Genomic DNA, 23,625 nt, shown 5'->3' on the forward strand with positions numbered 1-23,625 from the left:
CTATCGATTGATAGGCCTGGTCTAAATGGTCTTCTCGTATTGTGTTCGGTGCGGGCTTTGCCTGACCGGGCACTTTTTCGTGGTTTTATGCACAGCCCCCTGCCCGTTCTCGCCCTGCTGTTCAACACCCTGGTCTGGGGTCTGGCCTGGTGGCCGTTTCGCGCCATGCACGAGGCTGGCCTGCATCCGCTGTGGGCCACGGCGCTGATGTATGCCCTGGTGCTGGTGGGGCTGGTGGCGCTGCGCCCGGCCAGCCTGCGCCAGGCGCTGCAGTACCCGGCGCTGATCCTGCTGGGCGCCTGCGCGGGCAGCAACAACATCGCCTTCAACTGGGCCGTGACCATTGGCGATGTGGTGCGCGTGGTGCTGCTGTTCTATCTGATGCCGGCGTGGTCCGTGCTGCTGGCCTGGAAGATCCTGGGCGAGCGGCCCACGCCGGCCGCGCTGACGCGGCTGCTGCTGGCCTTTGGCGGGGTGGCGCTGGTGCTGGTGCCCGAGGGCACATTCAGCGGCGGCTCGCCCGGGCTGCTGCGCGGTCTGTCGCTGGCCGACGGCCTGGCACTGTTCGGCGGCTTCACCTTTGCGCTGACCAATGTGCTGCTGCGCCGCCTGCAGGCCGTGCCGGCGCAGGCGCGCATGCTGGCCATGTTCAGCGGCTGCATGGCCATGGGGCTGGCCAGCGCCTTCGCGGGCAGCAGCGTGGGGCTGGTGCCGCCCATGCCTGCGCCGCAGGCCGGCTGGATGCTGATTGCCGCCGGCCTGGCCGTGCTGCTGATGCTGGGCAACTGGGCGCTGCAGTTCGGCGCCGCACGCCTGCCGGCCGGCGTGACCGCCGTGGTCATGCTGGCCGAGGTGGTGTTTGCCAGCGTCTCCTCGGTGTTGATTGCAGGCGAGGTGCTGACGCCGCGCACGCTGCTGGGGGGCGCCTGCATCATCGCGGCAGCACTGCTGTCTGCGTTGGCCCATGCACGCAGGCGCGCGGCCTGACGCCCTTGCCCATCGCGCGATGCGGGCGGCGCTAGGGTGTGGACTAGGCGGTCAGCCCGTGAGCTGCCCCGCCAGCAGCAGGTAGCCCGGCAGCCAGCCCGTGAGCACGCCCTGCGCAATGCACAGGGCGCCCGTCACGCGGCCGATGTTGCGGCCCAGGGCAAGCAGCACGAAGAACATGGCCCACAGCACGGCCCAGGCCGCCCAGTTGGCCGCCATCCACCAGTCGATGGCGGTGCGCGCGCCCAGCAGGGTGTCGATGGCCACGGGCACGGCGGTGATGGCCACGAACAGGCTGAACCAGCCCAGGCCCCGGCCATCGGCGCCCGTGAAGCGGTTGATGGCCACCCACAGGTAGGTGAAGGCGAACAGCAGGGTCAGCGCGCCGGTCTTGACCGAGGCCGCATCAGGCTCGGGCCCGAAGGCGGAGGCCAGGCCGATGATCAGCGAGACCAGGCCCGCGAACACGTTGATGACCCAGATCTCCCGGTCGGCAATGCGCCCCAGCATCCACAGGCCGTTCAGGCACAGCACGGCGCCCACGTAGAACAACGACAAACCCAGCCACATCGCAAGTCTCCTTTTGCTTTTTTGCTTTGAAGTGCCTTGCGCGCCGTGTTCATTTCCCGGAACGAGCGCGCACGGCAAGGCGCCGCCGCCCCGTGGCCGGGTGCAGCGGCGTCCGTGAAACAGTTCATCCCCGGGCCCGCCCCTGGTGGGCATCTGCGTGCTGGCGGAAGGGTCCGCTGCAGAGATGCCGCCTGTGATCCAGGGCAGGTGCACCGGCGCGGCCCTTGCCGGGCACGCGGCGGTGGAGTGTGCCGGCAGGCGGTGCTGCCGGTCCTTGGTGCCGGTCCTTGGTGCCGGTCCTTGTGCCTCAGGCCGCCTGCGTCTGCAGGCGGCGGCGGGCGCGTTCCAGCTGCTGCGCCACCTGGCGCGGGTTCATGCCGTACATGTCGGCAAAGCCGGCTTCGGAAGTCTGGCCGCTGGCCTCGAAGGCGCGCAGCAGCGCCTCGTCGCGGGCGGTGCGCGCATCGGCCTCGGCCAGTGCCTCGGCCACCAGGGTGTTGGTGGCCTCGTCACGGCCTTGCACACGCGCCGCGTAGTCGTCACGCGACAGGCCCGATGCCTCGTAGGCCGCGATGATGCGGTTGCGCAGCTTGGGCGCCAGGTCTTCGGGCGAGCGGTGCTGGCGGCGGCGGAAGACTTCGATTAGCGCATGGTGCACATGCTCGGGCGCCATGGCCTCGACCGACTGGCCCTGCAGGTCATGCCGGGCCTGGCCGCTGGCCACCACGGTGAGGTAGCGGCTCGAGCGCGTGTGCTGGGACAGGGCCAGCTTGAGCTGGTCGCGGTCAATGGCTTCAGGATGGGCGGCCAGCAGGTCTTCGAAAATGCCGCGCTTGAGCGGCAGCGGCTGCTCGCCGAACAGGTTCGGATGCCATTGGGCCAGTTGCGCCAGCAGCGGGTGCTGGGTGCGCACGGGCCTGGAAGCGTTGGCCTCGGCACTGGCGGCCGTGCCGGATGCGGCATCGGCGGCAGGCTCGGTGGCCTTGCCCTTGTTGCGGCCACGTCCGCCACGGCGCGAGCGCTTGCGGCCCTGGCCATCGGCGCTGGCTGCAGCCTGCGGCTCGGTGCCGGCAGCGGCGTCCGCCGGCAGCGCGGCGCTCTGTTCTTGCGGTTCAGACACGGATTCAGTCATGGCGGAGCACGTGGGCTTGGAGAAAACGAAACCCCGCATCATGCCAGCATTGCAAAGGCTTGCGCGGGCATAGGCCCCACGGCGTCGCGCTGGAGGCACAGATGCGCAGTCGGTACGCGGCGGGTCTCAGGCCAGCAGGGCCTCGTCCAGCACCTCGATCCAGTGGCGCACGGGCAGGTCCGTGCCGTTTTGCAGGTGGACGATGCAGCCCATGTTGGCCGAGAGGATGGCGGCGGGCCGCTGGGCATCGAAGCCTTCGGTCAGCGCACCGATCTTGCGGTCGCGCAACTGGTGCGAGAGTTCGGGCTGCAGCACCGAGTAGGTTCCCGCCGAGCCGCAGCACAGGTGCGACTCGGTGCGCGCCACACGCAGCTCGAAGCCCAGCCTGGCCAGATGGGTTTCCACGCCGCCGCGCAGCTTTTGCCCGTGCTGCAGCGTGCAGGGCGGGTGGTAGGCCATGGGCGCGGCCGGTGCGCGCACCCGGCCCTGCAGGCGCTCGGCCAGCTCGGGCAGGAGCTCAGGCAGCAGCTCGCTCAGGTCGCGCGTGAGGGCGCTGATGCGGGCAGCCTTGTCCGCGTACTGCGCATCGTCCTTGAGCAGATGGCCGTATTCCTTGACGGTGACGCCGCAGCCCGAGGCATTCATGACAATGGCCTCCACCGCGCCGCTGTCCACCTGCGGCCACCAGGCGTCGATATTGGCGCGCATCTGCGCCTTGCCGCCTTCCTGGTCGTTGAGGTGGAATTTCACGGCGCCGCAGCAACCGGCCTTGGGCGCGATCACGGTCTGTATGCCGGCCGCATCCAGCACGCGCGCGGTGGCGAAGTTGATGCGCGGCATCATGGCCGGCTGCACGCATCCGGCCAGCAGCAGCACCTTGCGCGCATGCTCGCGCACGGGCCAGGCGCCGGCATCCTGGGGCTGGGGCACTTTCTCGGCCAGGTCTTCGGGCAGCAGGCCGCGCACGGCCTGGCCCAGCTTCAGGGCCGGGGCGAACAGCGGCGAGTTCAGCCCCTCCTTGAGCGCCCAGCGCTTGGCGCGCTCGCCGAAGGGGCGCGGTACCTGTTCCTCGACGATCTTGCGGCCTATGTCCACCAGGTGGCCGTACTGCACGCCGCTGGGGCAGGTACTTTCGCAGTTGCGGCAGGTCAGGCAGCGGTCCAGATGCTGCTGGGTGGCGCGCGTGGGCGTCTCGCCCTCCAGCACCTGCTTGATCAGGTAGATGCGGCCACGCGGCCCGTCCAGCTCGTCGCCCAGCAATTGGTAGGTCGGGCAGGTGGCCGTGCAAAAGCCGCAGTGCACGCACTTGCGCAGAATGGCTTCGGCCTCCTGGCCCTCGGGCGTGGCGCGGTACTGGGGTGCGAGTTGGGTCTGCATGGTGGGGCTCTTGTTGTATGGGTATCGGGGAACGATCAGGCACGGCAGCCGGACGCGGCGGTCACGCGCGAGGCGCGGGGCGCCGGCCCAGCAGCAGCGGCAGCCGCGCACGGTCGGCCCACAGCGGCGGCAGGGACAGCAGGCACAGCACCACGGCCAGCGGCACGACGAAGACAAAGCCCAGGTGCCGGAAACCCAGCGCACCCGCAATGCCGCCCAGCAGGAACATGGACAGCAGCCCTGCGAACAATCGCAGCCGCACATGGTTGGCGTGGACCCGGTGCTCGGGCGGGCTGCCATGGCGATTCCAGTAGAGGGCTCGGCCCAGCTCCATGCCCAGGTCGGTGATCACGCCCGTCATGTGCGTGGTGCGGATCTGCGAGGACGACATCTTGGTCACCGTGGCGTTCTGCAACCCCATGATGAAGGACAGCAGCAGCACGGCCAGCGGCACGGCGAACGGCGTGGGCCAGGCCAGCATGGCCGCGCCCAGCACGCCGAAGAGCAGCATCAGCGCGGCTTCCAGCAGCAGCGGCAGCGCATAGCTGCTGCGCAGCCGGTGGTGGCGCGCCCAGTTGACCAGCAGCGATGTCGCGGCCGCGCCGCACAGAAAGGCCAGCAGCGCGCCGCAGGCACTGAGCACCAGCGCCGTATTGCCCAGCACGAGGTTGTCGGCCAGCAGCGAGACAAAGCCCGTCATGTGCGAGGTATAGGAGTGCACCAGCAAAAAGCCGCCCGCATTCACCGCACCCGCGTTGAAGGCCAGCAGCAGGCCCAGCGTGCGGTTGCTGGCCACCGTGCGGTGCCGGTCCGTGAGCAGGTGCAGGTGGTGGCGCATGCGCATGGGCGGAGCCAGGCGTTGGCCCGGCCTACCAGGCGGCGGCCAGCCGGCCGCGGTTGAAGATGCCCGCAGGATCGAAGGCCTGCTTGAGCCGCGCATGCAGCGCGGCCGTGGCATCGGCCGCCTGGGCGTCGAAATCGGGCTCGGCGCCGGGCTGGTCTGCGGCCTCGGAGCGGAACAAGGTGGCCGATCCGCCCGCTGCTTTTGCCAGCGCGCGCAGCGCATGGCCCAGCGCACGCGGCGCCTGTACCCAGCGCAGTGCGCCGTGCCATTCGATCAGCGGCCCCGTGCAGCCGTCCGGCAGCGTCAGGGCCGGAGTCGTCTGCGGCACGGACAGGCGCCACAGCGCATGGCCCGGCGCACGTGCGGTGAACCAGGGCAGCTGCTGCTCGCGGCAGGCCTGCCAGTCGGCAGCGGCACTGTGCATGCGCTCGCCACTCAGGCGCTCGCAGGCCGCCTGCACGGCGGCACGTGCGCCGCGCAGGCGCAGGTACAGCACGCCCTGGGCTGCGCCCTCCTCCTGCAGCCAGCAACTGGCATTGAGCGGCAGCGGCTGACCGCCCCAGGCATTGAGCCAGTCCAGCGCCTGCTGCTCAGTGCATTTGAAGCGCAGCGTGGCCTCGGCCGGCGCCACGGGCAGCACCTTGAGGCTGACCTCGGTGATCAGGCCCAGCGTGCCCCAGGAGCCCGCCATCAGCCGCGAGACGTCGTAGCCCGCCACGTTCTTCATGACCTGCCCGCCGTAGCGCAGCAACTCGCCCTGGCCGTTGATCATCTCCAGCCCCAGCACGAAGTCACGCACGGCGCCCACGCTGGCACGCGAAGGCCCGGACAGGCCGCTGGCCACCATGCCGCCCACGGTGGCGTTGCGGCTGTCTCCATCGAAATGCGGAGGCTCGAAGGCCAGGCACTGGCCCTGTGCGGCCAGCAGGGCCTCGACCTCGGCCAGCGGCGTGCCGGCGCGCACGGTCACGACGAGCTCGCTGGGCTCATAGCTGATCACGCCGGCCAGCGCCCGCGTATCCAGCAGCTCGCCCTGCAGGGCCAGGCCGTGAAAATCCTTGGTGCCGCCGCCGCGTATGCGCAGCGGCGTGGCGTCGGCCGCAGCAGCGCGCACGCGCTGGGCGATCTGGAGGAGGTGGCTTTGGGCTGAATCCATGGCCTGCATCGTAGCGGCTGGGCCCTTTTGCGCCTCGGTACGGACCCGTGAATTTTTTGAACGGCGCGCTTGAAGTTCTGCGGGCGGCGCAAAACAGCCGGGACGAAAAAGCAAAGACGCTATCTCTGCAGCGGCTCCAAAGCAAAAAAGGCCCCGGTGCAAGCACCGAGGCCAATCCGCAATGAACTCCCTGAAAACCGATCAGCGGTAGTACGCCACCTCGCCGTGCGTGGTGATGTCCAGGCCCTGGCGTTCGGACTCTTCGCTGACGCGCAGGCCGACGACCAGGTCGCAGATCTTGTAGGAGATGCCAGCCACCACGCCGGACCAGACGATGGTCAGCAGCACGCTCTTGACCTGCACCCACACTTGATGGCCCATGTTGAAGTCTGCGGGCTCGATGCCGCCCAGGCTGGAGGCGCAGAACACGCCGGTCAGGATGGCACCCAGGATGCCGCCCACACCGTGCACGCCGAACACGTCGCAGACGTCATCGACCTTGAGCAGCTTCTTGAGGCCCGACACACCCCACAGGCAGACGGGACCGGCGATCAGGCCCATGACGATGGCACCCATGGGGCCCACGAGGCCGGCCGCCGGGGTGATGACCACCAGGCCGCCCACGGCGCCCGAGGCGGCGCCCAGCATCGAGGCCTTGCCCTTGTGCAGGGCTTCGGCAGCCAGCCAGGAGATGGTGGCGGCGCCCGTGGCGACGATGGTGTTGATGAAGGCCAGGCCGGCAATGCCGTTGGCAGCGCCTGCCGAGCCGGCGTTGAAGCCGAACCAGCCCACCCACAGCAGCGAGGCACCGACCATGGTCAGCGTCAGGCTGTGCGGAGGCAGGGCTTCACGGCCGAAGCCGATGCGCTTGCCCAGCATGTAGGAGCCCACCAGACCGGCGATACCGGCGTTGATGTGCACCACGGTGCCGCCGGCGAAGTCCAGCGCGCCGTCCTTGCCCAGCAGGCCGCCACCCCAGACCATGTGGGCCATGGGGATGTAGCTGAAGGTGAACCACAGCACCGAGAACAGGATCACGGCCGAGAACTTGATGCGCTCGGCGAAGGCGCCGACGATCAGGGCCACGGTGATGGCGGCGAACGTGGACTGGAAGGCCACGAACACGTACTCGGGAATGGTCGGCAGCGCGCCGGCCAGCGTGTCGGGAGCAATGCCCTTGAGGAAGATCTTGCTGAAGCCGCCGAAGAAGTTGCCTTCGCCCGCAAAGGTCAGCGAGTAGCCGTAGACGGCCCACAGCAGCGTGATCAGCGAGAAGATCACGAACACTTGGCAGAGCACGGACAGCATGTTCTTCGTGCGCACCAGGCCGCCGTAGAACAGTGCCAGGCCCGGGATCACCATCAGGATCACCAGCATGGTCGAGGTCAGCATCCAGGCCGTGTCACCGGCGCTGAGTGCGGGGGCCGGCGCCTCGGCTGCGGCCGCGGCGGCGGGGGCTGCTGCAGCGGCCGCATCGGCAACGGCTGCAGCGGCGGCGGGCTCCTGTGCCAGGGCAGCGGCGCCTGCGGCCAGCAGGCCCAGCCCCAGGCCCATGGAAAGAAGTCGTTTGGTCATGGCAGTCTTTCGGGAAACGAGGGGTTGAAACTCACAGTGCGCTGTCGCCGGTCTCGCCGGTACGGATGCGGACGGCCTGCTCGATGGGCAGCACGAAGATCTTGCCGTCACCGATCTTGCCGGTGCGCGCAGCGGCCTCGATGGCATCGATCACCTGGTCCACCAGCGCGTCGGGCACGGCGGCCTCCAGGCGCAGCTTGGGCAGGAAATCGACCACGTATTCCGCGCCGCGATACAGCTCGGTATGGCCCTTTTGGCGGCCGAAGCCCTTGACTTCGGTCACGGTGATGCCCTGCACGCCGATGTCGGAGAGCGCCTCGCGCACCTCGTCGAGCTTGAAGGGCTTGATGATGGCGGTCACCAGTTTCATGATGCTTTGCTCCTCAGGTCCGGTTACAGGGTCTTGGTCAGCGTCACGATCAGGCGCGCCTTGTTGACGTCACCGAAGTACGACTTCTTGTTCGCACCCGTCACGGCCGCGCCCAGCGACACGCCGTCGCCGAAGTCGTAGGCGCCGCCCACGCTGTAGTCCATATAGTTGGGCACGCCCAGGCCCTTGATGTCGCTGGCAAAGCGGGTGAAGCCCAGCGATGCCTTGACCGTCACCTTGGGCATCACTTCCTGGGTGAAGCCCAGCCACAGGTAGCCGGTGTTGCGGCCCGACAGTCCCGAGCCGGCCTTCTCGCCGGCCCAGCCGAAGTAGTCCTTGGACACGGTGTGCGAGTACTTGGCCGTGAACGGTCCATAGGTGGCCGCGCCATACAGCTCGGTGGTGTTGCCACTGGAATTGCCCGAGTACAGGTACTGCAGCGCGCCGAAGTCCAGGTCCACCTCGCCGGCCTTGAACTTGTAGCCGCCGTAGAAATCGGTTTCCAGCGAATTGCGGGGGAGCCAGTCCACGCTGGAGTTCCAGTTGCCGATGTACCAGCCGCTGTCGCCGAAGGTGTAGTCGAAACCGCCTTGCAGGGCAGGCTTGACGGCCTTGTTGCGTCCCGTGTCCTGGTCCTGTCCGCGGAACTTGTAGTTCGTCGTCAGGGACACATTGGCTGTGAGCTGGGCGTGGGCCCAGAGCGGAGCGATGGCGACACAGGCGATGGCGAGCGACTTGAGGCTGGCACGGGACATGGGATCCTCCGGTTTGAAAAATTTCGTGACAACCGGGTTAAGCACGGACCGTGCCAGTCTTTTTTGCTCGGTGGTGCGCCTTCCGACTCACCAATGCGGCACCGCAGCATCCTCGCATGCACCGGCTTTGTGCAGAAGTTCTGCACCGTTACGGTGATAGCGGTCGCTCACATGGCTGCAATGGCGTATTGCACCAAAACAGTGCAACCAGATCCGATGTGCTTGCCGGCAGCGCCAGATTGACGCGCATCAATGCCAACCCCCACAATCGCGGCTCCCTCCTGGCGTGGCACTCGATCCAGTTGGTGTGGGCGTTTCCCAGACGCACTGCCGGCTTCAGGTTTTCCAGTCCCGATCTCCGCGCCTTCGTGCGTCCGCACGTCTGTTTGCCAGCCCCCCACCACGGCTGGCGTCTTCCCCTGTCTACGGGTCGCCTCCATGCGTGCCGGTGCGCCGGCATGCAGGCCTGCGCGCGCCCGCCCATACGGAGTTCCTCATGTTTATTCGCCTGTCCAAATCCGCCATGGTGCTTGCCATGGCCTTTTTCGCGTCCCTGGTCGCCTTCGGCAACATCACCGACTACGCAACCAACTTCGCCTTCGTGCACCACGTCTTCCTGATGGACACGACCTTCCCCGGCAACGGGATCATGTACCGCGCCATCCAGACGCCATGGGTGCACCATGCGGGCTATATCGGCATCATTGCACTGGAGACGACGACCGCCGTCCTGTGCTGGATCGGCGGCTGGCGGCTGCTGCAGGCGCGACAGGCCGGCACCCGGGCCTTCCGCGCCGCGAAGTCATGGGCGGTGGCTGGGCTGACCCTGGGCTTTCTGACCTGGCAGGTCGGCTTCATGTCCGTGGGCGGCGAGTGGTTCGGCATGTGGATGTCCAAGCAGTGGAATGGCGTGCCCGATGCCTTCCGCTTCTTCATCACGCTGCTGCTGGTGCTGGTCTATTTGACGATGGACAACGACGCCATCCAGGAAGAAGACAAGGCGGCGCAAGGCTGAGCGCCACCTCTTTGCTGCCTGCGCCGTCCGGGCCTCAGAAGGTGGCCGAAGGAAGGTCCTGTCGTGTGAAGACCAGGGAGACCTTGGCCTCCTCGGGAATGGGCGGCAGGCTGGCATCCCAGGCCGTCCAGGCCCGGCGCAGTTCAGCCAGGCGCTGGGGCTCGCGGTCGCGCAGGTTGGCGCGTTCGCGCGGGTCCTGGGCCACGTTGAACAGGTATTCCACGCCTTCGATCTGCAGGTATTTCCAGTCGCCGCGCACCAGGGCGCGCTGGGCGCGGTGCTTCATGCGCCAGCACAGGTCGCGCTCGGGGTTCCAGGCGCCATCGTCCATGAGGGGCAGCAGGCTGATGCCGTCCAGCGGGTAGTCGGCGTGGCCGTGCACGCCGGCGGCGGCCAGGAAGGTGGCCGACCAGTCCATGGTCAGGTTGGGGGTGTCGCTGACGGCGCCTGCCGGCATGCGGTCAGGCCAGCGCGCCACCAGGGGCACGCGGATGCCGCCTTCGAGCAGGTCCATCTTCTGGCCGATGAAGGGCCAGTTGTTGGAGAAGCGTTCGCCGCCGTTGTCGCTGGTGAAGACGATGAGCGTGTTCTCGGCCATGCCCTTTTTCTCGAGCGCGTCCAGCACCCAGCCAATGCCTTCGTCCATGTGGTGGATCATGCGCTGGTAGGTCTCGATGGTGCCTCCGTCGGTGTGCTTGCCGAAGCCGCCGATGCGCCGCGATTCCTCCAGGTCGTCGCGCGTGAGCCAGGGCCAGTGCGGGGCGCTGTAGTGCAGGGACAGGTAGAAGGGCTTGTCGGCCGTCTGGCGCTCGACGAAGTCCACGGCGCGGCGGCTCAGCAGGTCGGTGAGGTAGCCCTCTTCCTCGTGCGGCTCCTCGTTGATCCAGAAGTCGGGGCGGCCGCGCGGGTCGCAGTGGGCGAAGTAGTCGGCGCCGCCTGCGTGAAAGCCGTAGAACTCCTCGTAGCCCGACATGCGCGGGCCGAAATGCGGCGGGTAGCCCAGGTGCCATTTGCCGACCAGGGCGGTGGCGTAGCCGGCGTCGCGCAGCAGCGAGGCCACGGTGGGATGGTCGGGCGGCAGGCCCAGCACCTTGTCGCCGTGGACGCTGGCGATCGGCTCCTCGGCCGCGCCGCGCAGGCGGTACTGCCAGCGGCCCGTGGCCAGCGCAAAGCGCGTGGGCGAGCACACGGCCGAGTTGGAATAGCCACGCGTGAAGCGCATGCCCTGCGCGGCCATGGCGTCCAGGCGGGGCGAGACATCGGTGGCGCGGCTGTGCGCATCGCGCGCGCCCGTGCAGCCGAGGTCGGCGTAGCCGAGGTCATCGGCCAGGATGAAGATCAGATTGGGGCGCTGGGTTGCCATGGGAGCCAGGAGACAGTGGATGCGTTGGGAAAGGGAGTATCGCCAAAACGGCGGTGCCTCAGGGCCACAGGCCCTAGTGGCGGCTTCAGTCGTTGGTCAGGTGGATGCGCTTGACCAGGGCGGCCCACTGCGCGGACTGGCCCTTGGCGCGCGCCTGGGCCTCGGCCACGGTGGAGCCGACCATCTCGATGTCCAGGGCCTTGGCGCGTTCCTTTTGCTCGGGCGCGCGGATGGCCTCGTTCATGGCATCGACAAAGCGCTTTTGCACAGCGGGCGGCACGCCCTTGGGTGCGGCCAGCAGGATCCAGAAGGTGCCGTCGAACTCGGGAAAGCCCGACTCGGCAATGGTCGGCAGCTCGGGCGCCAGCGCCGAGCGCGTCTTGCCCGAGGTGGCCAGGGCGATCAGCTTGCCGCTCTGGACCTGGGGGAAGACCGTGGGGCCGGCCAGGAAGCCGCAGTCCACCTGGCCACCCAGCAGGTCCTGCATGGCCGGCGCCGGTCCCTTGTAGGGTACGTGGACCATCTTGGCGCCCGAGGTGGCCAGCAGCGATTCCATGACCAGGTGGCCCGGCGAGCCCGCGCCGCCCGAGGCATAGGTCAGCTCGCGCGTCTTGCTGGCGGCCACCATGTCCTTGACGGACTTGAAGCCCGTGCCAGGCCCGCAGACCAGGGTCTGCGAGAAGCGCGCAGCCACGACCAGGGTTTCCAGCGCGTCGGCCTTGTAGCCCATGTTCTTGTAGACATGGGGGTTGACGGTGAGCACGGGGTCCATGGCCCACAGCCAAGTGTAGCCATCGGCGGCGGAGCGCGCGACCTCGGCCGCGCCGATGTTGCCGTTGGCGCCGGGCTTGTTGTCCACCACCACGGCCTGGCCCAGCGCCGCCTGCATGGCGGCGGCCACGGGGCGCAGCGAGATGTCGGACGGACCGGCCGGCGGATTGGGCACGACGATGCGGATGGGCTTGGCCTTGGGCCATTCCTGGGCCAGGGCGGGCGCCGCGCACAGGCTGGCGGCGACCAAAGCCAGGGCGGCACGCGCCAGGGCTGCGAGGGGGCTGGGCATACTTGTCTCCTTGTCGTTGTCTTGCGGCCAATGTACGCAGGCCGCAGACAATGCATCTAATCCATCATCCCTAGCGTAAACCCGAAACCGGCCCGCGAGCCCATGACCGACCTCCACCGCTGGCGCCACCCCGCCGTGCTCGACGACATGTTCCTCTACCACCTGGCGCGGCTGCAAGCGGCCGCCGGCAGCCGCGTGGTGCGCCTGTGCGAGGGCCGCTACGGCATCACGCGGCGCGAGTGGCGCATGCTCTGCCTGCTGGCCGAGGCCGGCCAGCTGCAGCCCTCGCAGCTGGCCGAGCAGGCGCAGTTGGACCGCACGCGCACCTCGCGCGCGGTCACGGCGCTGCTGGCCAAGGGGCTGTTGTGGAAAGAGAGCCAGGTGGGCGATGCGCGCCGCGCGCTGCTGCGCCTGAGCGACACGGGCCGCGCCCTGCATGCCGAGCTGTTCCCGCAGGTGCAGGCCATCAACCGCGAGCTCATGGACGCCGTGCCCGAGCCCGAGCTGCAGGCCATGGCCAGCGCCTTTGCCCGCATCCGCACCCGGGCGCGGGAGCTGGAGGCCAGCAGCCCGCCGCCCAAGGCGCCGCGCAACCGCAAGAAACCGGCAGCGCCCTGACGCCAAGGCTCAGGAGGCACCTCAACCCTGCAGGTACACCACGTGCGTGTGCGTGTACTCGTACAGGCCGTGCTTGCCGTCGGCCCCGCCCACGCCGGACTTGCGCACGCCCGCGTGGAAGCCCTGCATGGCCTCGAAGTTCTCGCGGTTGATGTAGGTCTCGCCGAAGTCGATCTCGCGCATGGCCTGCATGGCCTTGGACAGGTCGCGCGTGTAAAGCGACGAGGTCAGCCCGTATTCGCAGTCGTTGGCCAGGGCGATGGCCTCGTCCAGGTCCTCCACCACCTGGATGGGCAGCACGGGGCCGAAGATTTCCTTGCGCATGATCTCCATGCCGGCATGGCAGCCGGCCAGCACCGTGGGCTGGAAGTGAAAGCCCGCGCCCAGGTCTGCGGCCTGCCCGCCCGTGACCAGTTGCGCGCCGTCGGCGATGGCCTGGCGCACCTTGGCCTGCACGCTGTCCAGGCCCTTTTGGTTGATCAGCGGGCCCATTTCCACGTCGGGGCGCGCAATCGGGTCGCCGTAGCGCGTGGCGGCCATGGCCTGGGCGATGCGGGCCGTGAACTCGTCGGCCACCTGGCGCTGCACGTAGACGCGTTCGGCGCAGTTGCAGACCTGGCCGGTGTTGATGATGCGCGAGTCGCGGATGGCGCGCACGGCCAGGTCCAGGTCGGCATCGGCCAGCACGATGGCCGGGGCCTTGCCGCCCAGCTCCAGGTTGAGCTTGGTGATGTGGGGCGCGGCGGCTGCCGCGATGCGCTCGCCCGTGGCCACGCTGCCCGTGAAGCTGACCATGTCCACGCCCGCATGCCCGGCCAGCGCAGCGCCCGTGCCGCCCTGGCCATAGACCACGTTGAACACGCCGGCCGGCAGCTCGCACTGGGCCAGCAGCTCGGTGAAGGCGTGGCAGTTGATGGGCGTTTCCTCGCTGGGCTTGATGACGATGGTGTTGCCCGTGAGCAGGGCCGGCGCCATCTTGCGGGCGATCAGGAAGAAGGGAAAGTTCCAGGGCAGGATGCCCGCGACCACGCCTAGCGGCTTGCGCAGCAAAAAGATCTGCTCGTTGGCCCTGTCGCTGGTGATGACCTCACCCTCGATGCGGCGTGCCCATTCGGCCATGTAGTCCAGATAGTCGGCGGTGAAGTTCACCTCGACCTCGGCCAGGCCCAGGACCTTGCCCTGCTCCTCGGTGATGGTGCGCGCAATGCGCGCGGCGTTGTCGCGGATGCGGGCCGCCACGCGGCGCAGGTACTGCGCGCGCTCCACGGCCGGGCGGCGCGCCCAGGCCCTGTGGGCGCCACGCGCGGCGGCGATGGCGCGGTCCACATCGGCCTGAGTGGACAGGGGCGAGCGCGCCAGCACCGCGCCCGTGGCGGGGTTGGTCACCTCATGCAGTTCGGCGCTGTCGGTGAAGCTGCCGGCGATGAAATTGCGCAGCACGGGAAGGGATGCCATGGAGTTCTCCTTGGGTTCAGTAGGTGCGGGATGCAGGGGCCGCCTGGTCCGTGGCTTGGGTGGCGCGATAGCGCCCCAGGTTGGCCAGCGCAGCCTGGCGCAGCAGGCTGATGTCGATGCCCACGGCGATGAAGCGGCAGCCCCAGTCCGCATAGCGGCGTGCATCCTCCTCGCGCGGCGCGAGGATGCCGCAGGCCTTGCCGGCGGCCAGCGTGGCCTGGACGGTACGGCGTATGGCGTCCTGCACCTCGCCCTGGCTGGCGTCGCCCGCGTGGCCCATGCCCGTGGACAGGTCGGCCGGGCCGATGAAGACGGCGTCCACGCCATCGACGGCCGCAATCTCGGCGGCGTTGGCCACGCCCCGGGGCGATTCGATCTGCACGATCAGGCACAGCTGTTCATGCGCCGTGCGGATGTAGTCGGGCACGGCATCCCAGCGCGTGGCCCGCGTCAGGCCGCCGCCCACGCCGCGCACGCCGTGGGGCGGGTAGCGCATGGCGCGCACCAGTTCGCGCGCCTGTTCGGCCGTCTCCACCATGGGCACCATCAGCGTCTGCACGCCCACGTCCAGCAGTTGCTTGATGAGCACGGTGTCGCCCTGCACGGCCCGCACCACCGGGTGCGTGGCGTAAGGCGCCACGGCCTGCAGTTGGCCCAGCAGCGTGGGCACGGTGTTGGGGGCATGCTCGCCATCGACCAGCATCCAGTCGTAGCCCGTGGTGGCGATGATCTCGGCCGCATAGGGCGTGGCAAAGCCGGCCCAGATGCCGTACAGCGGCTCGGCGCGCCGCAGCGCGGCCTTGAAGGGGTTGGCAGGCAGTTGCATGGCGGGCTCCTTCAGTGCGTGTACGGGCGGTGCAGCGCGCACTCGGGGTTGAGCTCCACGCCGAAGCCAGGCTTGTCCAGCGCCGACAGGCGCATGCGGCCGTTGACGGGCACGGGCTCCCCCAGCAGTTGCGGATGGAACATGGGCACGACCTCGTCGGCCTTGGGGGCCATCATCAGGAACTCGGCAAACGGGCTGTTGTGGCGCGTGGCCACGAAGTGGTAGCTGTAGACGCTGGAGCCATGCGGGATGACCAGGGCCTGGTGGGCATCGGCCAGGGCCGAGATCTTGAGCAGCTCGGTGATGCCGCCGCACCAGCCCACGTCAGGCTGGATGATGTCGCAGCAGCCCATCTCCAGCAGCTGGCGAAAGCCCCAGCGCGTGGCCTCGTGCTCGCCCGTGGTCACCAGCATGCCAGTGGGCACGTTCTTACGCAGGGCCGCGTAGCCCCAGTAGTCGTCGGGCGGCAGGGCCTCCTCGATCCACTTGAGGCCATGGGCCTGCGCACCCTGGGCCAGGCGCGTGGCGTAGTTCACGTCCAGGCTCATCCAGCAGTCCAGCATGAGCCAGAAGTCCGGGCCCACGCGCTCGCGCATGGTGGCCAGCTCCTGCAGGTTGCGGCGCAGGCCCTCCTCCCCTTCGGCCGGGCCGTGGTGCAGCGGCATCTTGCCGCCGATGAAGCCCATCTTCTGCGCCAGGTCGGGCCGCGCGCCCGTGGCGTAGAACTGCAATTCGTCGCGCACGGCGCCGCCCAGCAGCTGGTGCACGGGCTCGCCGCGCACCTTGCCCAGCAGGTCCCACAGCGCCAGGTCCACGCCGGAGATGGTGTTGATGACGATGCCCTTGCGACCGTAGTACAGCGTGGACAGGTACATCTGGTCCCAGATGCGCTCGATGTCGGTCACCCGGGCGCCTTCGAGGAAGCGCGCCAGGTGCTTTTCGACGATGTAGGCCGCAGGCTCGCCGCCCGTGGTCACGGCAAAGCCCACGCGTCCGGCGCTGTCCTCGATCTCCACCACCAGCGTGCCCAGCACGTTGATGCCGAAGCTGCGGCGGCTTTGCCGGTACTCGGGGTACTTGGCCATGGGCGTGGCGATGTGGTCGTCGATCCAGTGGCCATCGGACTGGTCGTGGTAGTCGGCGCCGCCGCCCTTGAGCGTGAAGGCGCGCACCTGCTTGATGGTGGGGATCTGTGTCATGGGATGGCTTTTCTCCGTGTGCAAGTGGTTCAGGCGGCGGACGGTGCGGCCAGGGCCGGCGCCAGGCGTGCGCGCACGCCCAGCACCAGGGCCGCAGCCAGCAGCGTGGTGCCGGCCAGCAGGTACAGGCCGGCCGCCGGGGAGTGGAAAAAGCCCTCGGCCCAGTTCTTGACGATGGGGGCGATGAAGCCGCCCACGGCGCCGAGGGAGTTGATGAAGGCGATGCCGCCAGCGGCCGCAGCGCCGGCCAGCGTGTTGGCGGGAAAGGTCCAGAACACGGGCTGCACGGCGATGAAGCCGGCCGCCGCCAGGCACAGCGCGGCCACACCCAGCAGGGGGCTGGAGAAACTCACCGATGCAGCCATGCCCACGGCAGCCATCACCAGCGTCAGGCTGGCGATGCCGCGCGGCTGGCCTGTTCGCTCGGCATGGCCCGGAATCCACCAGGCGGCCAGCAGCGCGCACAGCCAGGGAATGGCCGAGACCACGCCCACCAGCAGGCCCACCTTGGTGCCCAGCAGGCCCGCCACCTGGCTGGGCAGGTAGAACACCACGCCATAGACGCTGGCCTGGATCAGCAGGTAGATCAGCGCCAGGTAGAGCACGCGCGGCTGGCACAGCGCGGCCAGCAGGCTGTGGCTGTGGCTGCCCTTGGCGCGCTCTTCGCTGTCGAGAATGTCCTGCAGCAGCGCCTTGTCCTCGCGGCTGAGCCAGGTGGCGTCGGCGGGGCGGTTGTCCAGGTGGAAATACGCCCAGATGCCCACGGCCACCGCCATCAGCCCCTCCACCGCGAACAGCCACTGCCAGCCGTGCCAGCCACCCATGCCGTCCAGCTCCAGCAGCAGGCCCGACAGCGGGCTGCCGAAGATGAAGGCCAGCGGCGCGCCGAAGTAGAAAAAGCCCATGGCCTGCGCGCGGTGCGCTGCCGGGAACCAGTAGGTCAGGTACAGGATGACGCCGGGGAAGAATCCCGCCTCGGCCACGCCCAGCAAAAAGCGCAGCACGTAGAACGTGGTCTGGTCGTGGGCGAACATCATGGCCGCCGACACCAGGCCCCAGGTGACCATGATCCGGCACATCCACATGCGTGCGCCCACGCGGTGCATGATCAGGTTGCTGGGCACTTCCAGCAGCGCATAGCCCGCGAAGAACACGCCCGCGCCAAAGGCGAAGGCAGCATCGCTGATGCCGGTATCGGCCTGGAAGGCCACCTTGGCAAAGCCCACGTTGGCCCGGTCCAGGAAGGCCATGATGTACATGAGCAGCAAAAAGGGCAGCAGGCGCCAGGAGATCCTGGCGAGCAGGGGAGCGGGGAGTTTTTTCATGACTTTCCTTGCAGGCAATGAGAGGCCATCACGCCCGGTCGTCCGGAGCGCTGAAGGCGTGCTTTGTGAAGGTGCGAGCGCGGCCGCGGCGTTGGTGCCGGCCGCGTCAGCGCGTCATGAAACAGGCGATGGGCTGTGCATGTCTTGTCTCCTGGATTGGGTCTGTTTTTTCTTGTCGCAGGGCCAATGTACGGCGCATGATCGATGCTCAACAAATCGAATTTCGGTCACATCCGATACCTTGCGCTTATGCCTGCGAACACGCCCGAATCCGCCCCGCCCGTGCTGCACCGCAGCCTGCTCAACCGCCTGCGCTACAAGCACCTGCACATGCTGGTGGCGCTGGGATCGAGCCTGAACCTTCACCGCGCATCGCTGAGCCTGGCCATGTCCCAGCCTGCGGCCACGCGCATGCTGCACGAGATCGAGGACATGTTCGGCTGCCAGCTCTTCGAGCGCCTGCCGCGCGGCATGCGGCCCACGGCGCTGGGCGCGCAGCTGGTGCGGTTTGCCGAGGCTTCGCTCAACAGCCTGGACCGCTGCGCCGAAGACCTGGCCGCGCGCCGCCAGGGCGGCTACGGCTACCTGTCCATCGGCACCATCATGGGCGCCGCACCCGACCTGGTGATGACGGCCGTGGCCCGCATGAAGGCGCAAAGCCCGCAGCTGCGGTTGCGCATCATGGGCGACACCAGCGACCAGATCCTTCGCCTGCTGGACCAGCGGCGCATCGACATGGCCATTGCGCGGCGCAGCCCTGCGGCCCACAGCAGCAGCTACAGCTTCGAGGAACTGGGCAACGAGCGGCTGCTGGTCGTCGTGCGCAGCGGCCATCCGCTGACACGCCGGCGCAAGCTGGGCTGGCAAGAGCTTGTCGGCGACTGGCCCTGGATACTGCAGCCGGCCACCAGCCCCGCGCGCATCGCGCTCGACCAGCTGCTGCAGCGCCTGGAGCTGCCCGCGCCCGCCGACATCATCGAATGCAGCTCGGTGTACTCCATGCAGCAACTGGTGCAACTGACCGATGCCGTGATGCTGCTGTCCGAATCCGCGCTCAAGGACTATCTGCGCATGGGCCTGGTCAGGGCGCTGCCGGTCTGCATCGACGTGCCCATGGCGCCCTTCGGCATCCTCACCCGCACCGACGACGCGCCCACGCAGGAGCAGCAGCGCTTCATCGCGCTGCTGCGTGCGCAGGCCCGGGGGCTGGCTCAGGCGGGTTGAGCCAGCACCTGCCCCATCGCTGCCTGAAAGCGCGCATCCAGCATGGCGCTGACGTTGCAGCGCGACCAGCGCGAGACGGCCGAGGGATCGACGTGGAAAACACGGCCTGGCGCCATGCTGAGCTTGCGCGGCACCAGTTGCTCGGCCAGCCGCAGCGAGTCCTGCACACCTGCGAAAGCCACCCACAGGTACAGGCTTTGCGGGCTGCGCGCAAAGACTTCGCAGCCGTTTGCATCGAGCCAGCCCAGCGCCTGGGCCGTGGCCTGGCCCAGCTTGTGGCGCAGGCGCACCAGGTGGCGCTCGTAGTGGCCCTCGCGCAGCATCACGTCCACCATGCGCTCGCAGTACTCGGAGCCGCTGACGTGGATCAGCGCCTTGAGGTCGGCCAGGTCGCTGGCCAGCGCATCGTTGCAGGCGATGAAGCCCACGCGCAGCGCGGCCGAGAAGGACTTGGAGAAGCTGCCGATGTAGATGGTGCGCTCCAACTGGTCCAGCGTGGACAGGCGCACGGCCGAGGTGGGCTTGAAGTCGGCCAGCGGGTCGTCCTCGACGATGAGCAGGTTGTGGCGCTCGGCCAGCTGCAGCACCTTGTAGGCCTTGGCGGCTGAGATGTCGGATCCCGTGGGGTTGTGGGCCAGCGACTGCGTGAAAAACAGGCGCGGCCGGTGCTGGGCCAGCAGTGATTCGAGCGCGGCCACGTCGGGCCCGTCGGCCAGGCGCGGCACGCCGACCACATGGGCGCCGGCCAGCCTGAGCTTGCCGAACAGCGGGTAGTAGCCGGGCTCGTCCACGAGCACGGAGGCCCCCGGCGGCACGAAGTAGCGAATGACCAGGTCCATGGCCTCATTGGCGCCATGGGTCAGCACCAGCTGGCCCGGCGTGGCCTGCAGGCCGAAGTCACCCAGCTTGCGCACCAGGCTATCGCGCAGCGGCGCATAGCCGTAGCGGCTGCCGTAGCGGAACAGCGATCCCAGCCCCGTGCGCACCACCTTCTGGTGGTAGCGGTCCAGCCGCATGTCGGCCAGCCATTCCACGGGCGGAAAGCCGTCGCCCACGCCCACGCAGTCGGGCTGGGTCTTGAGCTGCTCGCGCATCAGCCAGACGATGTCCATGGCGCGGCCCAGCTGGCCCGCGTCCTCATCGGTGCGCTGGGCACCGCGCCCCGTGCCCAGCACGTAAAAGCCCGAGCCCCGGCGCGGCTCCACGATGCCGCGCGAGACCAGCAGATCGAAGGCCGAGACCACGGTGTTCTTGGCATAGCGGTGCAGCTGCACCAGTTCGCGCAGCGAAGGCAGCTTGTCGCCAGGGCGGTACACGCCGTCGGCGATCTGCTGGCCGATCAGGTCGGCCAGCTTCTCGGCAATGGGGGCCGAGCGCCCTCTGGTGTCTGCCATGCGCCCTCCGTTCATGTTGCAGTGCGATGGTACTGTTCCCCGAAACTGTACCTTTTGAAAGCGGTACAGTTTTCCTACAGTCCGGCGACCAGAGTTTTGATCCGAGGAGATTTCTTCCATGGTTGCCGATTCGCGCCTGCCCAATTTCCGTGCCCTCACCCCGGCCCAGCGCCGGGATTTCCTGGCCGATGCCTGCGGCCTGTCCGATGCCGAGCGCGCCCTGCTCGCCGCCCCCGGCGCACTGCCCCTGGCGCTGGCCGACGGCATGATCGAGAACGTGTTCGGCAGCTTCGAGCTGCCGCTGGGCGTGGCCGGCAACTTCCGCGTCAACGGCCGCGACGTGCTGGTGCCCATGGCGGTGGAGGAGCCCTCGGTGGTGGCCGCCGCCTCGTACATGGCCAAGCTGGCGCGCGAGGACGGGGGCTTTCAGACCTCCAGCACGCTGCCGCTGATGCGCGCCCAGGTCCAGGTGCTGGGCGTGACCGATCCGCACGGCGCGCGCCTGGCCGTGCTGCAGGCGCGTGCGCAGATCATCGAGCGCGCCAACAGCCGCGACAAGGTGCTGATCGGCCTGGGCGGCGGCTGCAAGGACATCGAGGTCCACGTCTTCCCCGACACGCCGCGCGGCCCCATGCTGGTGGTCCACCTGATCGTGGACGTGCGCGACGCCATGGGCGCCAACACCGTCAACACCATGGCCGAATCGGTGGCGCCCCTGGTCGAGCAGATCACGGGCGGCAGCGTGCGGCTGCGCATCCTGTCCAACCTGGCCGACCTGCGGCTGGCCCGCGCCCGCGTGCGGCTCACGCCGCAGACCCTGGCCACGCAGGAGCGCAGCGGCGAGGAGATCATCGAAGGCGTGCTGGACGCCTATACCTTCGCGGCCATCGACCCCTACCGCGCGGCCACGCACAACAAGGGAATCATGAACGGCATCGACCCCGTCATCGTGGCCACGGGCAACGACTGGCGCGCGGTCGAGGCCGGCGCCCATGCCTATGCCAGCCGCAGCGGCAGCTACACCTCGCTCACGCGCTGGGAAAAGGACGCCGGCGGCGCCCTGGTCGGCAGCATCGAGCTGCCCATGCCGGTCGGGCTGGTCGGCGGCGCCACCAAGACCCATCCGCTGGCACGCCTGGCGTTGAAGATCATGGACCTGCAGTCCGCCCAGCAACTGGGCGAGATCGCCGCCGCCGTGGGCCTGGCGCAGAACCTGGGCGCCCTGCGCGCCCTGGCCACCGAAGGCATTCAGCGCGGCCACATGGCCCTGCACGCCCGCAACATCGCCCTGGTGGCCGGTGCCACGGGCGACGAGGTGGATGCCGTGGCGCGCCAGCTGGCCGCAGAGCACGACGTACGCACCGACCGCGCGCTGGAAGTGCTGGCCGCGCTGCGCGCCAGGGCCTGACCAGCGCGCGGCCACACAAACAAAAACCCAAGGAGACACACATGACAAGCAAGGATCCCGCCGACTGGCGGCTGGCCGAGGTCTGGGGCGACACCGTGGACCTGCGCCACCTGGCCTGGGCGATTGCCATCGGCACCGGCATCAGCGTGCTGGGCTTCTACCTGGCCAGCCGCTGGCTGGCCACGGTGGTCGAGTCGCGCCAGCTGGCCCACGCCTACGCCATGCTCGCGGGCCTGGCCGGCTGCGTGATCGCCGGCGTGATCTGCGCACGCGCCTTTCCGCCCAAGCGGGAAGTGACCGAGCTGGACACCTCGAACGACCCCGAATGGCGCCGCGAAGTACTGGAGGAACTGGCGCGCCAGCCCGGAGGCCTGGGCACGGTGCAGGACCTGCCGCCCGCCGTGGTGCAGGAGCTCAAGGAGCTCAAGCTCTACGAGCTGTTCGCCGACAAGGCCGGGAGGGCATGAGATGGAAGCCCTGCTGACCAATGACATCGCCGTCGCAGCCGCCATGGGACTGATAGGCGCCGTGGTGTTCGCCGCCATCGGCCTGGTCTCCGGAACGGACGAGACCACCACGCTGGCCCCGCTCACCCTGCTGGTGGTGCTGCTGGGCGTGCCGCCCGCGGGCGTGTTCACCTTCTTCCTGGCCGGCGCCGTGGCCAAGCACATGACGCATGCCGTGCCCACAGCGCTGCTGGGCATTCCCGGCGACACGCTGGCCACGCCGCTGCTGCAGGACGCCAACATGCTGCGCAAGCTGGGCGTGCCCCACATCGCGCTGCGCAAGATGGTCTCGGGCGGCATCGTCGCGGCCTTTGTCGCCGTGCCGCTGGCCGTGCTGTTCGCCGTGATGCTGGCGCCCTTCGGCAGCATGATCACCAAGACGGCGCCCTGGATCTTCCTGGCCGCCGCCCTCCTCATCGCCTACTTCTCGGCGGGGCGCTGGGCCTCGGTGATGCTGCTGATTCCGTTCGTGGTCGTCATCATTGCGCTGCAAAGCCTCACCGCCAAGTACGAGGTCAAGCTCAGCATCAGCTACTTCCTGGGCATTGCCATCGGGCCGCTGATCGCCGACCTGTTCACCGTGATCTCGCCGGCCGGCCGCCAGCGCATGCTGCGCGACAAGGTGCGCCAGTTCAACCTGGCGCCCGACGTGAAGGGCTGGTCGGGCTACTTCCCCAACCCGCTCAAGGTGCTGGACCGCGTGCAGACGCGCTGGACCCTGGCCACGGCCACCATCTCCAGCGCCACCTTCGTCTTCAGCCCCGTGGCCATGACCGTGGTGCTGGGCGAGCTGGTGGGCTCGCGCATCAAGCATGCCTACCACCGCCTGACCACGGTGCTGAGCGCGCGCAACGGCGTGACCGAGGCCACCTACATCGCCGAGGCGCTGATCCCGCTGATCGCCTTCGGCCTGCCGCTGAGCCCGGTGGCCGCCGGCCCCGCCGCGCCGCTGTTCAACGCGCCGCCGCGCTTCACCGTCGATGCCGCCACGGGCCAGGTGAACAACCTGCACAACCTGCTCAGCCACTGGGAGTTCCTGGGCTACGGCATGCTGGCCGTGGTGCTGGCGGCCCTCGTGTCCTACCCCTTCGCCATGAACTTCGCGCGCAGCGCGGCGCTGTTCGTCTCGCGCCGGGTCAGCCACGAAGCCATCATCGCCACCTTTGTCGGCCTGATCATCGTCATCAGCGTCTGGGAAGGCCAGTTGCTGGGCCTGCTCGTGATCCTGACCATGGGCCTGCTCGGCGGCCTGCTGTCGCGCGGCTTCGGCTTCAACACCGGCGTGCAGTTCATGGGCTACTACACGGCCGTGCTGAGCGTTCCGGCGCTGGTGAAGCTGTTCTGATTTTTGCGCCACAAGGGTCAGAACATTCTGAGATTTGGGGGCAGCGCCGCACCCGCCGCCCACAAGGCCCAAGGCCGTTGCCATACTGGGTTACCGAGGCCGCCACACCGCTGGCGGC

At 68.7% G+C, this 23,625-nt stretch carries 23 protein-coding genes; 8 read left to right on the plus strand and 15 right to left on the minus strand.

Going from position 1 to position 23,625, the window contains the following annotated elements; genetic code table 11:
* Positions 1-87: 87 nt before the first annotated feature.
* Positions 88-987, plus strand: coding sequence for a DMT family transporter (locus LGR64_RS26615; protein WP_230357348.1), 900 nt, complete (start codon positions 88-90; stop codon positions 985-987).
* A 51-nt stretch (positions 988-1,038) separates the two neighbouring features.
* On the opposite strand, the gene LGR64_RS26620 is transcribed toward LGR64_RS26615, so the two are convergent.
* The 5 genes from LGR64_RS26620 to glcE form a co-directional block, all read right to left on the minus strand.
* Positions 1,039-1,557, minus strand: a complete 519-nt coding sequence (locus LGR64_RS26620) for an AmiS/UreI family transporter (protein ID WP_013800183.1) — start codon at positions 1,555-1,557, stop codon at positions 1,039-1,041.
* Positions 1,558-1,864: 307 nt separating this feature from the next.
* Positions 1,865-2,731, minus strand: a complete 867-nt coding sequence (locus LGR64_RS26625) for a ProQ/FinO family protein (RefSeq protein WP_034397802.1) — start codon at positions 2,729-2,731, stop codon at positions 1,865-1,867.
* 84 nt (positions 2,732-2,815) lie between these two features.
* The gene (glcF, locus tag LGR64_RS26630) at positions 2,816-4,066 is read right to left on the minus strand and encodes a glycolate oxidase subunit GlcF (RefSeq protein WP_141832794.1); all 1,251 of its coding nucleotides are present in this window, start codon (positions 4,064-4,066) and stop codon (positions 2,816-2,818) included.
* Between the two features lie 61 nt (positions 4,067-4,127).
* A complete protein-coding gene (locus LGR64_RS26635) occupies positions 4,128-4,910 on the minus strand; it encodes a YoaK family protein (RefSeq protein ID WP_088166567.1) in 783 nt (260 codons plus the stop codon).
* Between the two features lie 25 nt (positions 4,911-4,935).
* Complete coding sequence (gene glcE, locus LGR64_RS26640) at positions 4,936-6,075, minus strand: glycolate oxidase subunit GlcE (RefSeq protein ID WP_230357350.1); 1,140 nt, start codon at positions 6,073-6,075, stop codon at positions 4,936-4,938.
* Positions 6,076-6,113: 38 nt separating this feature from the next.
* Between glcE and LGR64_RS26645 the strand changes: the two genes are divergently transcribed.
* Complete coding sequence (locus LGR64_RS26645) at positions 6,114-6,251, plus strand: hypothetical protein (protein WP_185750964.1); 138 nt, start codon at positions 6,114-6,116, stop codon at positions 6,249-6,251.
* Between the two features lie 16 nt (positions 6,252-6,267).
* Here LGR64_RS26645 and amt read toward each other — a convergent pair whose 3' ends face one another.
* The 3 genes from amt to LGR64_RS26660 are packed head-to-tail and all read right to left on the minus strand — an operon-like array spanning position 6,268 to position 8,766.
* Positions 6,268-7,641: an ammonium transporter gene (amt, locus tag LGR64_RS26650; protein ID WP_170962109.1), complete on the minus strand. Its 1,374-nt coding sequence runs from the start codon at positions 7,639-7,641 to the stop codon at positions 6,268-6,270.
* A 31-nt stretch (positions 7,642-7,672) separates the two neighbouring features.
* On the minus strand, positions 7,673-8,011 hold the full coding sequence (locus LGR64_RS26655; RefSeq protein ID WP_012202241.1) for a P-II family nitrogen regulator: 339 nt from the start codon (positions 8,009-8,011) through the stop codon (positions 7,673-7,675).
* Positions 8,012-8,034: 23 nt separating this feature from the next.
* Positions 8,035-8,766: a TorF family putative porin gene (locus tag LGR64_RS26660; RefSeq protein ID WP_013800176.1), complete on the minus strand. Its 732-nt coding sequence runs from the start codon at positions 8,764-8,766 to the stop codon at positions 8,035-8,037.
* Between the two features lie 496 nt (positions 8,767-9,262).
* On the opposite strand from LGR64_RS26660, the gene LGR64_RS26665 reads away from it, so the two are divergent.
* A complete protein-coding gene (locus tag LGR64_RS26665) occupies positions 9,263-9,781 on the plus strand; it encodes a DUF2165 family protein (protein ID WP_088166697.1) in 519 nt (172 codons plus the stop codon).
* 34 nt (positions 9,782-9,815) lie between these two features.
* Here the strand turns inward: LGR64_RS26665 and LGR64_RS26670 are convergent, their stop codons facing one another.
* Complete coding sequence (locus LGR64_RS26670; RefSeq protein WP_141832798.1) at positions 9,816-11,144, minus strand: sulfatase family protein; 1,329 nt, start codon at positions 11,142-11,144, stop codon at positions 9,816-9,818.
* Between the two features lie 85 nt (positions 11,145-11,229).
* Entirely contained in the window at positions 11,230-12,207 is a 978-nt protein-coding gene (locus tag LGR64_RS26675) for a tripartite tricarboxylate transporter substrate binding protein (protein WP_141832800.1), read from the minus strand.
* A gap of 102 nt (positions 12,208-12,309) precedes the next feature.
* Here LGR64_RS26675 and LGR64_RS26680 point away from each other — a divergent pair, with 102 nt between their 5' ends.
* Positions 12,310-12,825 (plus strand): MarR family winged helix-turn-helix transcriptional regulator, encoded by a 516-nt coding sequence (locus LGR64_RS26680; protein WP_013800170.1) that lies wholly within the window; start codon positions 12,310-12,312, stop codon positions 12,823-12,825.
* Between the two features lie 21 nt (positions 12,826-12,846).
* Here the strand turns inward: LGR64_RS26680 and aldA are convergent, their stop codons facing one another.
* The 4 genes from aldA to LGR64_RS26700 are packed head-to-tail and all read right to left on the minus strand — an operon-like array spanning position 12,847 to position 17,630.
* Complete coding sequence (gene aldA / locus LGR64_RS26685) at positions 12,847-14,280, minus strand: aldehyde dehydrogenase (protein ID WP_141832802.1); 1,434 nt, start codon at positions 14,278-14,280, stop codon at positions 12,847-12,849.
* A 16-nt stretch (positions 14,281-14,296) separates the two neighbouring features.
* The gene (locus tag LGR64_RS26690) at positions 14,297-15,106 is read right to left on the minus strand and encodes an HpcH/HpaI aldolase family protein (RefSeq protein WP_047474140.1); all 810 of its coding nucleotides are present in this window, start codon (positions 15,104-15,106) and stop codon (positions 14,297-14,299) included.
* Positions 15,107-15,117: 11 nt separating this feature from the next.
* Positions 15,118-16,305, minus strand: a complete 1,188-nt coding sequence (gene rhmD / locus LGR64_RS26695; RefSeq protein WP_043823180.1) for an L-rhamnonate dehydratase — start codon at positions 16,303-16,305, stop codon at positions 15,118-15,120.
* A gap of 29 nt (positions 16,306-16,334) precedes the next feature.
* Complete coding sequence (locus tag LGR64_RS26700; RefSeq protein ID WP_141832804.1) at positions 16,335-17,630, minus strand: MFS transporter; 1,296 nt, start codon at positions 17,628-17,630, stop codon at positions 16,335-16,337.
* A gap of 249 nt (positions 17,631-17,879) precedes the next feature.
* Between LGR64_RS26700 and LGR64_RS26705 the strand changes: the two genes are divergently transcribed.
* A complete protein-coding gene (locus LGR64_RS26705; protein WP_185750965.1) occupies positions 17,880-18,854 on the plus strand; it encodes a LysR family transcriptional regulator in 975 nt (324 codons plus the stop codon).
* On the opposite strand, the gene LGR64_RS26710 is transcribed toward LGR64_RS26705, so the two are convergent.
* Positions 18,842-20,248, minus strand: coding sequence for an aminotransferase-like domain-containing protein (locus LGR64_RS26710; protein ID WP_141832808.1), 1,407 nt, complete (start codon positions 20,246-20,248; stop codon positions 18,842-18,844). The two genes, LGR64_RS26705 and LGR64_RS26710, sit on opposite strands and share 13 nt — an antisense overlap.
* 118 nt (positions 20,249-20,366) lie before the next feature.
* Between LGR64_RS26710 and LGR64_RS26715 the strand changes: the two genes are divergently transcribed.
* The 3 genes from LGR64_RS26715 to LGR64_RS26725 are packed head-to-tail and all read left to right on the plus strand — an operon-like array spanning position 20,367 to position 23,507.
* A complete protein-coding gene (locus LGR64_RS26715; protein ID WP_016448615.1) occupies positions 20,367-21,656 on the plus strand; it encodes a hydroxymethylglutaryl-CoA reductase, degradative in 1,290 nt (429 codons plus the stop codon).
* 41 nt (positions 21,657-21,697) lie between these two features.
* Complete coding sequence (locus LGR64_RS26720; RefSeq protein ID WP_016448616.1) at positions 21,698-22,123, plus strand: hypothetical protein; 426 nt, start codon at positions 21,698-21,700, stop codon at positions 22,121-22,123.
* A 1-nt stretch (position 22,124) separates the two neighbouring features.
* The gene (locus LGR64_RS26725) at positions 22,125-23,507 is read left to right on the plus strand and encodes a tripartite tricarboxylate transporter permease (protein ID WP_123695045.1); all 1,383 of its coding nucleotides are present in this window, start codon (positions 22,125-22,127) and stop codon (positions 23,505-23,507) included.
* Positions 23,508-23,625 lie beyond the last annotated feature (118 nt).

Source organism: Delftia sp. Lp-1, assembly GCF_020523835.1.
Classification (GTDB): Bacteria; Pseudomonadota; Gammaproteobacteria; order Burkholderiales; family Burkholderiaceae_C; genus Comamonas; species Comamonas acidovorans.

What these genes read in the sequence shown, in the direction of transcription:
- LGR64_RS26710 (WP_141832808.1), bottom strand. Translation starts at nt 20,248, where the DNA reads ATGGCAGACACCAGAGGGCGCTCGGCCCCCATTGCCGAGAAGCTGGCC.
- LGR64_RS26690 (WP_047474140.1), bottom strand. Translation starts at nt 15,106, where the DNA reads ATGCAACTGCCTGCCAACCCCTTCAAGGCCGCGCTGCGGCGCGCCGAG.
- LGR64_RS26670 (WP_141832798.1), bottom strand. Translation starts at nt 11,144, where the DNA reads ATGGCAACCCAGCGCCCCAATCTGATCTTCATCCTGGCCGATGACCTC.
- LGR64_RS26720 (WP_016448616.1), top strand. Translation starts at nt 21,698, where the DNA reads ATGACAAGCAAGGATCCCGCCGACTGGCGGCTGGCCGAGGTCTGGGGC.
- LGR64_RS26675 (WP_141832800.1), bottom strand. Translation starts at nt 12,207, where the DNA reads ATGCCCAGCCCCCTCGCAGCCCTGGCGCGTGCCGCCCTGGCTTTGGTC.
- LGR64_RS26705 (WP_185750965.1), top strand. Translation starts at nt 17,880, where the DNA reads ATGCCTGCGAACACGCCCGAATCCGCCCCGCCCGTGCTGCACCGCAGC.
- LGR64_RS26615 (WP_230357348.1), top strand. Translation starts at nt 88, where the DNA reads ATGCACAGCCCCCTGCCCGTTCTCGCCCTGCTGTTCAACACCCTGGTC.
- glcE (WP_230357350.1), bottom strand. Translation starts at nt 6,075, where the DNA reads ATGCAGGCCATGGATTCAGCCCAAAGCCACCTCCTCCAGATCGCCCAG.
- LGR64_RS26655 (WP_012202241.1), bottom strand. Translation starts at nt 8,011, where the DNA reads ATGAAACTGGTGACCGCCATCATCAAGCCCTTCAAGCTCGACGAGGTG.
- LGR64_RS26700 (WP_141832804.1), bottom strand. Translation starts at nt 17,630, where the DNA reads ATGAAAAAACTCCCCGCTCCCCTGCTCGCCAGGATCTCCTGGCGCCTG.
- LGR64_RS26665 (WP_088166697.1), top strand. Translation starts at nt 9,263, where the DNA reads ATGTTTATTCGCCTGTCCAAATCCGCCATGGTGCTTGCCATGGCCTTT.
- glcF (WP_141832794.1), bottom strand. Translation starts at nt 4,066, where the DNA reads ATGCAGACCCAACTCGCACCCCAGTACCGCGCCACGCCCGAGGGCCAG.
- aldA (WP_141832802.1), bottom strand. Translation starts at nt 14,280, where the DNA reads ATGGCATCCCTTCCCGTGCTGCGCAATTTCATCGCCGGCAGCTTCACC.
- LGR64_RS26660 (WP_013800176.1), bottom strand. Translation starts at nt 8,766, where the DNA reads ATGTCCCGTGCCAGCCTCAAGTCGCTCGCCATCGCCTGTGTCGCCATC.
- LGR64_RS26680 (WP_013800170.1), top strand. Translation starts at nt 12,310, where the DNA reads ATGACCGACCTCCACCGCTGGCGCCACCCCGCCGTGCTCGACGACATG.
- LGR64_RS26620 (WP_013800183.1), bottom strand. Translation starts at nt 1,557, where the DNA reads ATGTGGCTGGGTTTGTCGTTGTTCTACGTGGGCGCCGTGCTGTGCCTG.
- LGR64_RS26635 (WP_088166567.1), bottom strand. Translation starts at nt 4,910, where the DNA reads ATGCGCATGCGCCACCACCTGCACCTGCTCACGGACCGGCACCGCACG.
- LGR64_RS26725 (WP_123695045.1), top strand. Translation starts at nt 22,125, where the DNA reads ATGGAAGCCCTGCTGACCAATGACATCGCCGTCGCAGCCGCCATGGGA.
- LGR64_RS26625 (WP_034397802.1), bottom strand. Translation starts at nt 2,731, where the DNA reads ATGATGCGGGGTTTCGTTTTCTCCAAGCCCACGTGCTCCGCCATGACT.
- rhmD (WP_043823180.1), bottom strand. Translation starts at nt 16,305, where the DNA reads ATGACACAGATCCCCACCATCAAGCAGGTGCGCGCCTTCACGCTCAAG.
- LGR64_RS26715 (WP_016448615.1), top strand. Translation starts at nt 20,367, where the DNA reads ATGGTTGCCGATTCGCGCCTGCCCAATTTCCGTGCCCTCACCCCGGCC.
- amt (WP_170962109.1), bottom strand. Translation starts at nt 7,641, where the DNA reads ATGACCAAACGACTTCTTTCCATGGGCCTGGGGCTGGGCCTGCTGGCC.